11 protein-coding genes are annotated in these 12,889 nt (G+C 71.5%); 2 read left to right on the top strand and 9 right to left on the bottom strand.

What is annotated here, in order from left to right; all coding sequences use genetic code 11:
* Positions 1-154: 154 nt before the first annotated feature.
* The 4 genes from ABZY45_RS08840 to ABZY45_RS08825 form a co-directional block, all read right to left on the bottom strand.
* Positions 155-1,207, bottom strand: coding sequence for a BMP family ABC transporter substrate-binding protein (locus ABZY45_RS08840; protein ID WP_356737571.1), 1,053 nt, complete (start codon positions 1,205-1,207; stop codon positions 155-157).
* Between the two features lie 311 nt (positions 1,208-1,518).
* Positions 1,519-2,724 (bottom strand): amidohydrolase, encoded by a 1,206-nt coding sequence (locus tag ABZY45_RS08835; protein ID WP_356738743.1) that lies wholly within the window; start codon positions 2,722-2,724, stop codon positions 1,519-1,521.
* Between the two features lie 159 nt (positions 2,725-2,883).
* Entirely contained in the window at positions 2,884-3,564 is a 681-nt protein-coding gene (locus tag ABZY45_RS08830) for a hypothetical protein (protein WP_356737569.1), read from the bottom strand.
* Positions 3,565-3,822: 258 nt separating this feature from the next.
* Positions 3,823-5,439 carry an ADP-ribosyltransferase domain-containing protein gene (locus tag ABZY45_RS08825; RefSeq protein WP_356737567.1) on the bottom strand — a complete coding sequence of 539 codons (1,617 nt, stop codon included), beginning with the start codon at positions 5,437-5,439 and terminating at the stop codon, positions 3,823-3,825.
* Between the two features lie 264 nt (positions 5,440-5,703).
* On the opposite strand from ABZY45_RS08825, the gene ABZY45_RS08820 reads away from it, so the two are divergent.
* The gene (locus ABZY45_RS08820; protein WP_356737565.1) at positions 5,704-6,384 is read left to right on the top strand and encodes a macro domain-containing protein; all 681 of its coding nucleotides are present in this window, start codon (positions 5,704-5,706) and stop codon (positions 6,382-6,384) included.
* 33 nt (positions 6,385-6,417) lie between these two features.
* On the opposite strand, the gene ABZY45_RS08815 is transcribed toward ABZY45_RS08820, so the two are convergent.
* Positions 6,418-7,020 carry a hypothetical protein gene (locus ABZY45_RS08815; RefSeq protein WP_356737563.1) on the bottom strand — a complete coding sequence of 201 codons (603 nt, stop codon included), beginning with the start codon at positions 7,018-7,020 and terminating at the stop codon, positions 6,418-6,420.
* 283 nt (positions 7,021-7,303) lie between these two features.
* On the opposite strand from ABZY45_RS08815, the gene ABZY45_RS08810 reads away from it, so the two are divergent.
* Positions 7,304-8,284 carry a LysR family transcriptional regulator gene (locus ABZY45_RS08810; protein ID WP_356737561.1) on the top strand — a complete coding sequence of 327 codons (981 nt, stop codon included), beginning with the start codon at positions 7,304-7,306 and terminating at the stop codon, positions 8,282-8,284.
* Here the strand turns inward: ABZY45_RS08810 and ABZY45_RS08805 are convergent.
* The 4 genes from ABZY45_RS08805 to ABZY45_RS08790 are packed head-to-tail and all read right to left on the bottom strand — an operon-like array spanning position 8,217 to position 12,861.
* Positions 8,217-9,257, bottom strand: coding sequence for a hypothetical protein (locus tag ABZY45_RS08805; RefSeq protein ID WP_356737559.1), 1,041 nt, complete (start codon positions 9,255-9,257; stop codon positions 8,217-8,219). The genes ABZY45_RS08810 and ABZY45_RS08805 overlap by 68 nt on opposite strands.
* A gap of 11 nt (positions 9,258-9,268) precedes the next feature.
* The gene (locus ABZY45_RS08800) at positions 9,269-10,204 is read right to left on the bottom strand and encodes an N-acetylneuraminate synthase family protein (RefSeq protein WP_356737557.1); all 936 of its coding nucleotides are present in this window, start codon (positions 10,202-10,204) and stop codon (positions 9,269-9,271) included.
* Between the two features lie 12 nt (positions 10,205-10,216).
* Positions 10,217-11,455, bottom strand: a complete 1,239-nt coding sequence (locus ABZY45_RS08795) for an acylneuraminate cytidylyltransferase (RefSeq protein ID WP_356737555.1) — start codon at positions 11,453-11,455, stop codon at positions 10,217-10,219.
* A gap of 20 nt (positions 11,456-11,475) precedes the next feature.
* Positions 11,476-12,861, bottom strand: coding sequence for a DUF6716 putative glycosyltransferase (locus ABZY45_RS08790; RefSeq protein ID WP_356737553.1), 1,386 nt, complete (start codon positions 12,859-12,861; stop codon positions 11,476-11,478).
* Positions 12,862-12,889: the final 28 nt, after the last annotated feature.

The following is a 12,889-nucleotide window of genomic DNA, read 5'->3' as shown; positions in this document are numbered from 1 at the left end:
GTAGGACCACGGCACGGCCCGGACACCGGGTCAGGGGCCTGTGCGAACAGGGCACTGCGACGGGCACAACTTCTTCTTCGAGCACCCCACGGGCCCGGAGCGGCGGCGGTCCGCACTCCGGGCCCACGGGAAACCAGCCTGACGACCGGAGCCGTTACGGGGCGGTCTTGACGGTGATCTTGCCGTCGATGATCTCCTGCTTCGCCTTGTCCACGGCGGCGATGACGTCGGTCATCTTGGTGAAGGCCGGGTTGGACATGGCCAGGCCGACGCCGTCCTTGTCGAGGCCGTAGCGGACCTCACCGGACTCCGGCTTGCCGTCCTGGACCGACTTGATCAGGTTGAAGACCGAGTCCTCGACGTCCTTGGTGACCGAGGTGAGGATCGACTCCTTGTAGTCGGCGAGACCCGCCTGGTTGTACTGGTCGGAGTCGACGCCGATGTTCCACTTGCCGGCCTTGGAGACGGCCTCGATGGCACCGGAACCGGCCAGACCGGCCGCCGAGTAGACCACGTCGGCACCCTTGTCGAGCTGGCCCTGGGCGGCTGCCTTGCCGAGGTCGGGCTTGGAGAAGCCGTCGAAGTTCGGCGGCTGCGTCAGGTACTGCGGGACGACCTTGACCGACGAGTCGGTGTCCTTGACGCCCTGCTCGAAGCCGGCCTGGAACTTCTTGATCAGCGGGGTCTCGACACCACCGATGAAGCCGACCGTCTTGGTCTTGGTGACCTTGGCGGCGGCGACACCCGCGAGGTAGGAGCCCTGCTCCTCGTTGAAGACGATGTTGGCGATGTTGTCGCCGGTCACCGAGGCGTCGTCGATGATGCCGAAGGTGATCTTCGGGAACTTCGGCGCGACCTTCTTGATGGCGGGCGCGTAGGCGAAGCCGACACCGATCACCGGGTTGTTCCCGGCGCGGGCGAGCGAGGTCAGGCGCTGGACCTTGTCCGCGTCCGACTCACCCTCGGAGGGCTCGGCCTCGGTGCCCTTGACGCCGAGTTCCTTCTCGGCACGGGCGAGGCCGGCGTAGGCGGCGTCGTTGAACGACTGGTCGCCACGGCCACCGATGTCGTAGGCGATGGCCGTCTTGTCGGCCTTGGAGTCGGACGACGTGCCGCTGTCCGACGACGAGTCGCCACAGGCGCTGACGCTCAGCGCGAGTGCCGCGGACATGACGCCCACGGTGGCAATCCTGGTGATCCGGCGCAAGGGAAGGCTCCTTCAAACCTGACCGAAGCGCCTCTTCCGGCGCTGGTTTCGCCGCGATCGTAACGCGCGTAGATGTCAGATAAGGACCTGTACGGAAGCCGTTATCGGATCGTCGCGAACAGAAGGTGTCCAGATGCCTTACGAGCCATTGACGGATCGGGCCGCAGGGCCGGCCCGCGCCTCGGCCGGCCCTGCGGGGGCCGGACGTCCCGGGGGCGGGCCGGGCCCGGCCCCGGGACCGTCGCGAGGCACCGGTACGAGCGGGCGGACGGCGGCCCCGGGGGCGCTGGGCGGCGCGGTGACGGCACCGGTCAGGCGTCCAGCAGTGCGGCGGCGGTGAACAGCTCCACCCCGACCGTGATGGCTTCCTCGTCCACGTCGAAGTTGCCCCGGTGCAGGTCGAGGCCGCGCGTGTCGCCCAGCGGGCGTACGCCCAGCCTGGCCATGGCACCGGGGACCTTCTCCAGGTACCAGGAGAAGTCCTCCCCTCCGAGGCTCTGTTCGGTGTCCTCGATCGCATACGATCCGCGGCGGACAGTCATCGCGGCGTCGAGCAGGCCGATCGTCTCGGCCTCGTTCACCACGGGCGGCACGCCCCGTACGTAGTCGATCACGGTCTTGGCCCGGTACATTCCGGCCACTTCGTCGATCGCCGCGTGCACGAGATCGGGCGCTTGGCGCCAGCTCTCCAGGTCGAGGCAGCGAACCGTCCCGGACAGCTCCGCGTGCTGCGGGATGACGTTGGGCGCGTGCCCTGTCTGGAGCCGCCCCCAGGTGACCGCGAGCCCCGCCCGGGCGTCGACACGCCGGGCGAGAAGCGCGGGCACGTCGGTGGCGACGCGTGCGGCCGCCGTGACCAGGTCGGTGGTGAGGTGGGGGCGGGCGGTGTGTCCGCCGGGGCCGTCGAGGGAGATCTCCACCCGGTCGCAGGCCGAGGTGATGGGGCCGATCCGCAGCCCGATCTTCCCGACGTCCACCTTGGGGTCGCAGTGCACCCCGATGATCCGCCCGACGCCTTCCAGCACCCCGGCCGCCACGGCGTCGGCGGCCCCGCCGGGCAGCACCTCCTCGGCGGGCTGGAACAGCAGCCGGACGGGGCGCGGCAGCAGCCCCTGCCTGTCGAGCTCGCTGAGCACGAGGCCGGCACCCAGGACGCACACGGTGTGGACGTCGTGCCCGCAGGCGTGCGCCCGGTCGGGCACGGTGGAGCGGTAGGAGACTCCCGCCTTGGTGTCCGGGATGGGCAGGGCGTCGATGTCCCCGCGCAGCGCCAGCATCGGCGTCACGCCGTCCCACTCCCCCACGTCACAGATGAGCCCCGTGCCGCCGGGCAGTACCTCCGGCTCCAGCCCCGCCTTCTCCAGCCTGGCCTTGATGGCGGCGGTGGTGCGGAACTCCTGGTTGCCGAGCTCGGGGTGCATGTGCAGATCACGGCGGAAGGCGATGAGCTCGGCACGCAGATCGTCGGTCAGGGTGCCGGGCATGGCAGCCTCGGCGTGGGGCGCGCGGGACTTCAACAGGTTCACCCAGTCAAGGGTAGGCCCCTGCCACCCACAACTGGCCACAGATCAACAAAAGTTCAGCCGCACAGACGAACAAAAGATGGCGTCGCGGCGTGTGACGGGCGTTCTGGGTGGGTAAACTCGCCCGCTTCCTGGCGGACCGCGAGGCTCCTGTCAGTCCTTCCGCGCGTCCCAGGGGGTGCCGATCCAGCCGTCGAAGGTCGGGATCAAGGCCGTGAGGGCGGCTCCGAGCCGCCAGTCCACCTCCGGCGCGTACAGCCGCACCGTGTTGCCGGAGGACTTGAACTCCAGCGACACCTTCCCCCCGGAACGCCACTTGATGCGGCGGGGGCCCCGCGGGAAGTCCCCGCCCCCGCCGCCTCCGCCGAACACGAGGGCCACGAGCATGATCGGCAGGAAGAGGGTGAAGGGCCACCACACGCACCACCAGAAGAGCCGGCCCTTGTATCCCACCGCGTCGGTGCCACCGGCGGGGGACACGGTCCAGCGTGTGCGCAGACCCCGGCTGAACGCCTTGTCCCGCGTGATCACCCCGAGCTGTTCGCCCTGCCCGCCGAGCACCTGGAACTGCGCCCGTCCCCCGCTCGCGGAGACGGTCACCAGGGTGGCGACCCGCGCGTGGCGGTGCTCGTCCGCCCACAGGGCGAAGGAGCGGGCGCCGCTCTTGCGTGCCGCGAGATAGACGGGTACTCCGCCGGGCGGCAGCTCGCGTTCCACGTGGGCGACCGGCCGGGAGCTGCCCGGCCCGTCGGAGAAGTCGATGCGGCAGTCCATGTCTCCGCCGGGGGCTGTCCTCAGCTTTCCCAGCGTCCGCAGGCTCAGAGTACTGGGCACCTGGCAGACTCCTTCACGTCCGGGACGATCGGTCACCGGGCAATCTACGGGAGCCGGTTGACGACCGCCGGGGCCCGTCCCACAGATACCGGGTTGTCTCCGGGACCCCGCCCGGGACCCTCCGGGCAAGGCGGCGGATTCCGGGGCATGGAGCCTCCCCGGGGCTCCGGGGGATGAAGCTTCTCCCCGGGCCTCCGGGACGTGGAGCCTCTCCCGGACTCCCGGCCGTGACGCCCTCCGAGCCCCGGTGGTGTCCGGTCAGGACACGAGGGTCTGCTCCTCCAGTTCCGTCAGCTGCACCGTGCACAGGCCGCCCCGCTCCGCACGGACGCCCGTGACCTTGAGCTGTGTGCCCGGGGCGAGGATGTACTCCTCCTCGCCGGTGAAGGCGGAGAAGCTGCGGATGCCCACCGCTCGCGCGGGGGTGACCTCGAACATCGTCCGCTTGCCGCGACTGCCGAGGAACGCGCGGGCCACACTGCGTTCGGACGTGCACGAGGACACGCCCCACCACGTCACCGTGCGGCCCAGCGGGTACTGCGCGCGCAGATCCAGCGACACCCCGCGCCACAGCGGTTGCGTGTGGGCGGGAAGCCGCGACACCGCCGAGAACAGCAGCCGCAGATACGGGAGGTAGGGGACCACCTTCGTCCGGTCCGGGGAGCGCAGGACGGCGTTGATCTCGCGGTAGAACGCGGACTCGCAGGTGTACAGGTGGAGCGCGGCGATGGCGTCGGCGGACAGCTCGCCCGCGGTCTCGTCCGCGCGCCTCTTGCCGAATTCACGCGACCGCTCGACATGCCTGCCGATGCCGGCCAGCAGGGAAGTGACCGGGCTGACGGCGTCCTGGAAGTCCAGGAGCGGGGTATCGAACACACCGGTGATCGCGGGCAGGACGAGACCCTCGTCCTTGACCCCCGCCAGCCGGTCCAGATACAGCTGGTGCAGTTCCATGGTCGACGCGATGAACGCGCCCATGCGTGCCGAGACGTCGTCGCCCGTGCCCCCGGCCCCCTCGTCGGCCGTGTTCCACCCCTTGCTCGGCAGCCAGTCGACCTCGTCGGCGCCCAGCGACGCGAGTGCGGCGTTGACCGTGCCGAAGTGCTCGCCGTCGCAGAAGATGTCGCCCTGCGCCGCGGGGTTGGGGTGGTCGATGTGCCGGACCTCCACGCCCGGGTACTTCTTCTGGAGGCGGGTCACGACGGTCTTGAGGCTGCGCGCGTGCGCGCCCCACCAGGCGAAGACGACGTAACGGTCCTCCTCGTCGGCGTTCTGCTTCGCCTTGAGGATCTCCTCGACGATGCGCTCGACGGCCGGGCGCCAGAACCTGGTGTGCCGGTCCGTCGCCATCGCCCCGTCACTGCTGGCGGTCAGTGCCGCGTTCAGCAGGAGGACGCCCTGCGTCAGCATGGCCTGGAACCATTCCGGCGGCTGGACGGTGTCCTGCTCCTTCAGCAGCGCCCGCACATCGGCGATCGGGGTCTTCTTGGGTATGCCGTACTTCCACATCGCCGCGGCCTTGATGATGCAGCGGATGCTGACGACCCTGCCGAACTGGCTGTCCTTCCAGTCGTGGAAGGTGTTGTCGAACATGGCGATGCCCGTCGCGCTCTCCGGGCGCGGATAGGGGTTCTGGCCGAAGACGACGACCTTCCACTTGTGCGGCGGGTTGGGCTTGAGCGCCTGGAAGGTCAGTTCGCGCACGGGTACGACCCCCGGCCCGCGGTTCGGGCCGATGAAGTCGGGCGCGTCCGGGTGCGCCTCGATGACCGGCTTCAGCAGCGGAAGCCACGGTTCGCCACCGCCCTTGAAGAGCTCGGCGAGGGCGAGCGGGTCGTCGGGGCCGGGCTGGGCGGGGGTGCTGGCATCGCTCATGGTGGAGGCGCTCCGCGGTGTCGATCCGTGCTGAGGGCGGGGTCATCGGCGAGCCGGCGTCATACGCATCGGTCCCGCATGTGACGAGTTGTATCCCCTGCCACTGACATCCGGCGGCCGATGCCGCCCGCCACCCTCGTCCGGCCGCGGGCGCCCGTCGCGGATCACCTGATGCGGCATCACATGCGCACGTCGGAGACGTTGTCAGTGGGCGCCGGTAGCGTTCGGAACAGTGGAGAGACCACCTGCCGATCGGAGTGAATGATGACCGCGAGCCGTGTGCAGTCGCCGCTTGTCCGGGTGGTTCTGACCGACGTCAACACGGACGTCGTGGAGGCATGGCGGGCGGCGTTCGCCGACGAACCCGGGATCGAGATCCGCAAGGGCTCGATCCTCGACGAGAAGGTCGACGCCTGGGTCAACCCGACCAACTCACGGGGCCGGATGGACGGCGGGGTCGACGCCGCGGTCAAGCGGCACCTGGGCGCCGGCATCCAGCTGCGGGTGCAGCGGGCGATCCGAGACGGTTTCGCGGGGAAGCTGCCCGTGGGCAGCGCCGTGTGCGTCCCTTCCGGGGCGGTCGTGCCCAAGTTCCTCATACCGACGCCGACGATGGAGGGGTCCTCGCAGAACGTGAGCGCGACCCTGAACGTGGCACTGGCGTGCGCAGCCGCCTTCCAGGCGGTCCATCAGCAGAACAGGAAGGAGCCCGGCAGCATCACGTCGGTGGCTCTGGTCGGCATGGGCGCCCGCACCGGACGTGTCCCGGCGCGGGTCTGCGCCAACCTGATGTGGACGGGCTACACCCTGTTCAACGACCACCGCTTCGACGACTACGACGAACTCCGCAGCACGATCGTCGCGCAGCTCGACGACCTGGAGTCCGCGCCCCCCGCGCAGCGGATCCGGATCGACCCGGCACGGCGCGGCTCGGGCCGCCGCTGACGGGCGGTCGGCGGGTCTCCTCGACGGGGAGAATCAACGGGGCGCTTTCCACGGGTCCGACGACGGGCGCAGGCTGAAGGTGCTCCGTAGGCGCGACTGGACCGCTTTCAGCTCCTTGACGCCCTTGTCGAACGTCCTCCACCCCTCGTAGGCCTGCTCAGCCTCCTGACGCGACTGGAACAGCCTCAGATCCGGCGACGAACTGAGGACGGCGTTCGCGCCGTCCTTCAGATGTCCGAGTGCGGCCCTCCACGCGGTCTGGGCCTTCAGGTCGGGAATGGTGCCGGGCCACCCGGCCTCTTCGATCGCGTCGAAGAGCGGGCCGAAGTCCACGGTGACGTAACCCAGGTCGTCGGGGGTGCGTGCGGCCTCGACCGCCACGATCTCGCCGATCAGACCGGCCATCGCCGCCTCGCCGCCGAACTCGTACCAGTTGGTGACGAGTTCGGCGATCTCCGCGGCCGTGGGCGGCGAGGAGGCGGCGGTCGGGCTCGGTTCCGCGGCGGGCACGGCGGTGGCCGTGGCCGTGGCGGCGGTGGGCGGAGCCGGATCGGCGCTGCCGCCTGCCCCGGAACCGCCTGCCGAACAGCCGGCGAGCAGCGCGGCGGTGACGACCACGAGGGGCACGGCGCGCACGCGTCCGGGCCGTATCGCCACAGGGCCCTGCTGACCGGCCCGGCGAGCGTTCTGGCCCCGAGGCCCCGCCGGGCGCCCCGCACGTGCTGCGAGGGCGAACGGTTCCGCAGGGACGGCTTCCGCCCCGGCTCGGCTTCCTGACAGCACACTTCCCCCTCGTCCGGCATGGGTGATCCGCTCTCCGGAGCACCCCACCGACGCTAGGGTGAGGCCACGCATTCCACCAACGACTGGATCGCATGGGAGCCATGCATCCCAGGAATGTGTCCGAGGAGGTGTGGCCGTGTTCGAGATCGACGCGTTGCGGCTGCTGGTGACCGTGGCCAGGACGGGTTCGTTCACCAAAGCGGCGCTGCACCTCAACTACACGCAGTCGGCGGTCTCCCGGCGCATCGCGACGCTGGAGCAGGAAGCGGGTGGGCCGCTCTTCGAGCGGCTCCCGCGAGGCGTCCGGCTGAACCCGGCGGGCCGTACCCTGCACCGCCACGCCCTGGAGGTCCTGGACCGACTGTCACGGGCGGAGCAGGAGCTGTCCGTGCTGCACGCGGGGCACGGAGGGCTCCTGCACCTGGGCGCGTTCCCCACCGCCAGCATCTCGTTGGTGCCGGCGGCGCTGCGTGCGTTCCGGCAGGCCAGACCGGATGTCGAGATAATGGCGGTCGAGGGCCGCAGCGGCACGCTGACCGCGCGGCTCGCGGACGGGGCACTGGACCTGGCCGTCGTCAGCGACTACCCCTCCGGGCTGCCCTCGGCCGAGGGGGTCACGACGACCCCGCTGTGCGAGGACGAACTGCTCGTCGCCCTCTCCGGAGAACACCGCCTGGCCGGCTCGGACATGATCGAGCTGGGTGAACTGTGCGACGAGGCATGGCTGCAGGACGCCTACGGCGACCGTCCCACGATGCTCGCCGACGCCTGTGCGCGGGCCGGGTTCACCCCCAGGAAGATCATCAGGATCGCGGAGTGGGCGGGGAAGTTCGGTTACGCCGCCGCCGGGCTCGGGGTCGCGCTGGTTCCCTCGCTGGCCGCCCGGGCGGTCCCGGAGGGGCTCGTCCTGCGCCGGCTCACCGACCCCGCCCTGCGCCGGACCGTGCATGTCGCGCTTCCCGCCGCTCCCCTGCCGTCGGCGCTGATCCTGCGCGACCTCCTCCGGGACGCATGCCGTCCGGAGCGGGTCGGTCACTTGGGGTCCCGTCTCACGCCTCCGTCACCGCGGTGGCCCGCCAGGGGGCCAGCCGCTGCACGTCGCGCGCCGTCTCCGTGACCCCGCTCAGGAAGCCCTGGGCCCGCGGGGACGCCGTGTCCCGCAGCCACTCGGGCGCTATGTCGCACACCGCGACCTTCACACCCGTGCCCGCCAGAGCCAGCGGCAGGGTGTGGACCACGGTGGAGGGAAAGCTCAGCACCGTGTGACCGATGGGGCCTCTGCGGGCGATGAGCTCCAGCGGGAGGTCCGGGCGGACGATCTCCAGGCCGGTGGCGGCTTCCAGGGCGTGGAGCTTGTCCGCGGACTCCCTGCGGTGGGCGAAATAGCGCGTCGCCCCGTGGGCGCGCGCCAGGGACGTGACGGCCTCCTCGTACGGGGCCGGGTCGACCACACCCGTCTCCACCAGGGACGTGCCGACCAGGTCGGCGCCCTTGGTGATGAGGGGCGGGCCGAAGCGTTCCCGGGTCCAGGCGAAGGTGTTCGCCGTCACCTCGATGTCGGACGGCGCCTCCACCGGCATCGCGGTGAAGACCTCCACCGAGCGGGTCGCCGACGGGGTGAAGCTGCGGCGGGCCGCGGAGGTCACGGGGGCCAGCAGCAGCTCGCGCGGACCCCTGTTCCCGCGGCGGTGCCAGCGCACGAGGCGTTCACCGCGTGCCAGCTGGGCGACGAACTCCATGGTGGCCGTGCCGTCGTCGACGACCGTGATCCGCCGGGTGCGGACCAGGGTGAGCAGCAGTTGCACGTACCGGGAGAACGGGTCCCCGATGACGATGCGGTCGGCCTTGCGGATCAGGCCGGTGAGTGCCCGCAGGGCCTTCAGGGGCGCGCCGGTCTCCCCGCGCGCCTCCTGCCAGCGGACGGTTGTGCCCTCGTCGCGGGCCAGCTCCGCCATCCTGCGCAGCTGTCCGCGCGACATCGGGTCGACCGGGGGGAGGACGACGACCGTCGTGTCGTCTCCTCCCCTGACGTGGGTCCACTCCAGGACGTTCAGGAGCTGGACCGGGCTCTCGACGAAGGCGAGGTTCACCGGTCGGCCCGTCAGACCGCGACCGGCTCGGCGGCCGGCGCGTTCTCGCTCTCGGCGACGACGCCCGCGACCCGGCGGAGCTTCTTCATCGGGCCGAGCTCCGACTCGTACACCTTCTTGACGCCGTCACCGAGCGAGGCCTCGATGGTGCGGATGTCGCGCACGAGACGCGTGAGGCCCTGCGGCTCGACGGAGGCGGCCTGGTCGGAGCCCCACATGGCGCGGTCGAGGGTGATGTGGCGCTCGACGAAGGTGGCGCCGAGCGCGACGGCGGCGAGGGTCGTCTGCAGACCGGTCTCGTGGCCGCTGTAGCCGATCGGGACGTTCGGGTACTCCTGCTGGAGGGTGTTGATGACCCGCAGGTTGAGCTCCTCGGCCTTCGCCGGGTACGTCGAAGTGGCGTGGCAGAGAAGGATGTTGTCGCTGCCCAGGACCTCGACCGCGTGTCGGATCTGCTTCGGGGTCGACATGCCCGTGGAAAGGATGACCGTGCGGCCGGTGGCGCGGAGCGCGCGCAGCAGCTCGTCGTCGGTCAGGGAGGCGGAGGCGACCTTGTGCGCGGGCACGTCGAACTTCTCCAGGAAGGCGACGGCCTCGGTGTCCCACGGGGAGGCGAACCAGTCGATGCCGCGCTTGGCGCAGTGCTCGGCGATCGCGGTGTACTCCTCCTCGCCGAACTCGACGCGGTGGCGGTAGTCGATGTACGTCATCCGGCCCCAGGGGGTGTCGCGCTCGATGTCCCACTGGTCGCGGGGGGTGCAGATCTCCGGGGTGCGCTTCTGGAACTTCACGGCGTCGCAGCCGGCTTCGGCGGCCACGTCGATGAGCGCGAGGGCGTTGTCGAGGTCGCCGTTGTGGTTGATGCCGATCTCGCCGGTGACGTAGACGGGCCGGCCGGGTCCGGCGGTGCGGGTTCCGAAGGTGCGCAGGCGGGAGGTGTTGCTCATGGTGGTGCTTCCTTACGTGGTGGGGGTGTCGGGGGTTTCGGTGGTGAGGGTGGGGCCCAGCAGCCAGGCCGCGATCTCGCGGACGGCACCGAAGCCACCGGGTGTTTCGGTCACGGCGCGCGCGGCGGCGCGCACCGAGTCGTGGGCACTCGCCACGGCGACGGGCCAGCCCGCCAGGCCGAAGCAGGCCAGGTCGTTGACGTCGTTGCCGACGTAGAGCACGCGGTCGGGAGCGATGGACTGCTCCTCGCACCACTGCTTGAGAGCCAGGTCCTTGCGGTCGATGCCGTGCAGGACGGGGACCTGGAGTTTGCGGGCGCGGGCGGCGACGACCGGGTTCTGTTCCGTGGAGAGGATCAGGACCGGCAGACCGGCCCTGCGCAGGGCGGCGATGCCGAGTCCGTCGCCCCGGTGCACGGCGACGGTCTCGCGTCCGTCGGAGTCGACGTGGACGCGGTCGTCGGTCTGCGTGCCGTCGAAGTCGAGGACCACGGCGTCGACGTCCGCGCGGGTGGGCAGCGGGGCGGGGTCCAGGAGCGGCGCGAGGAGGCGGGCGCGGGCGAGCTCGTGCGGGTCGTCGATCTCCAGGACCCGGGCGGGGTCGGTGTGCACGAGCGCGGTGTGCCCGAAGAAGCGGTGGCGGTGGGTGCGGAATCCGGCGACGTCCATGGCGTACGCGGCGCCGGTCTCCAGATAGTCCTGGGGGCGGTCCTGGCGGCGGGGGCGTACGGCCTTGTCGTGGTTGACGCCGTAGGTGCCGTCCTCGACCGCGCTGCCGTCGCGCCACACGAAGCCGTGGAAGGGGGCGACGGTGACGGCCGTGTCGGCGCCCTCGCGGGCGACCGCGGTGGCGACGCCGTCGATGTCCTCCCGGGTGACGAAGGGGCTCGTGCACTGGACCAGGAGCACCACGTCGGCCGTCCGGCCGTGCCCCATCGCCTCGTACGCGTCCAGGGCGTGCAGGACCGCCGCCTCGCTGGTCGCGGTGTCGCCGGCGATGGCCGCGGGGCGCTGCACGCAGTGCAGCCGGGATGACTCCCCCAGCGCCTCGCCCGTGGCGCGGGCCGCCTCCGCGATCGCCGCGTCGTCGGTGGTGACGACGACGTCCGTCACCTCGGGTGAGGCGAGGCAGGCACGGACCGCGCGGCCGACGAGCGGTACGCCACCGACCGGGGCGAGGTTCTTGGCGGGCACGCCCTTGGATCCGCCGCGGGCGGGGATCACGGCGAGCACGGTGGGTGGCGGGGTCATGGTTGCTCCTGAATCGGTGGTCACAGCTCGCCCATCCGCCGGATCACGGGGGCGACCCGCTGTACGCCGTGGCGGTAGGCACCGCGCGCCGCGTTGCGCACGGTCTCGCGCACCGCGCCCCGGACCCGGCCCGTCTCCTTGGGGGTGACGGCGCCCGGCAGGGGCCGGCCGTCCGGGCCGAGGTGGTAGCGGGCGAGGATGCCGGGGAGGTATCCGGGCGCGGTGGCCGGCGTGTAGTAGGGCGCGAGGCGGGGAAGCGGTCCGGCGGCGAGCAGCGCGCCGACCCGGGCGCGGGCGGTGTCGTAGGCCGCTCCGTACGACCCGTCGGCGGCGACGCCCTGGCCCGCGAGCCATTCCTCGTCGGGCTCCGGGCAAAGGCCCCCGTCGAGGTGGTCCCAGGACGTGATCAGCCCGGAGCCGATGAAGTGGTGGTTGCCGAGGGCCTCGCGGACTCCGAGGTCGGAGAGGACCGCCGTCGGGATGCGCCGGTGCAGTGACTCCAGGGCGGCGGTGGAGGACACGGTGACCAGCAGGTCGGTGCGGTCCAGGACTTCGCCCATGTGCCCGTACACCAGGCGGAAGTTGGGGGGCAGCCCACCGGGCAGCCGCTCGGCGAGGCGCTGGTAGGGCAGCTCCTCGATGTGCGTGGTGTGCTCGCCCGGCTTGGAGCGCAGCTTCAGCAGCACCTCGCGCCCGGGGTGCAGCCGGGCGTGCTCGACGAGCCGGCGCAGCAGATAGGTGCGGTCGGCGCGGGAGGCCGGCACGGAGGGCTGGGCGGCGAACACCACGGTGTCGCGCCCGTCCTGTGCCCGGTGGGGCTCCCCGCCGAGGAACGGCAGGGCGGCCTCGGTGACGGACGAGGCGTCGGCGCCCACCCCTTCGTAGACCGCGCGGAAACGCGAGGCGTCGTGGCGGGAGTTGGCGAGGACGACGTCCGCGCCGTGGCGCAGCAGGAGGCCGTCGGCCAGCTTCTCGTAGACGACACCGACGTAACCCGTGACGACGACGGGCCTGCGGGGCAGGCCGAGTGCGGCCAGTCCGTGCAGCATGGCCTGGACGGCGCCTCCGACGAGGGCCAGCACCACGACGTCGTACCCCTCGTCCCGCACCATGTGCAGGAATTCGGCCGTCGTCACCTCGCGCACCCGGCCCGCGTCGACGCCGACCTCGCCCACTTCGGCGAGCTGCCTCGGCGTGGGGGTGGCCCGGCCGCGCAGCAGCAGCCCGCGGATCTCCACGGGGCGGTCCGCCGTTCCGGCCTCCGGGCCACCGGCGAGGCGGCGCGCGGTGAGCGCGCCCCATTTCCACCGGGTGTCGGAGTCGGCGAGCACGGCTATACGGAGGGCCGCGCTGTCGGCTGCTGGGGTGACGGCCGGGGCGGCCTGGTCATCGGTACGAGGGGGCACGTCGTAAAAGCTAGGAAGCCATTCCGAT

Origin of the sequence: Streptomyces sp. NPDC006516 (assembly GCF_040611875.1) — a bacterium.
Classification (GTDB): domain Bacteria; phylum Actinomycetota; class Actinomycetes; order Streptomycetales; family Streptomycetaceae; genus Streptomyces.
The sequence above is the reverse complement of the archived record's forward strand: the minus strand, read 5'-3'. Positions and strand labels throughout refer to the sequence as shown.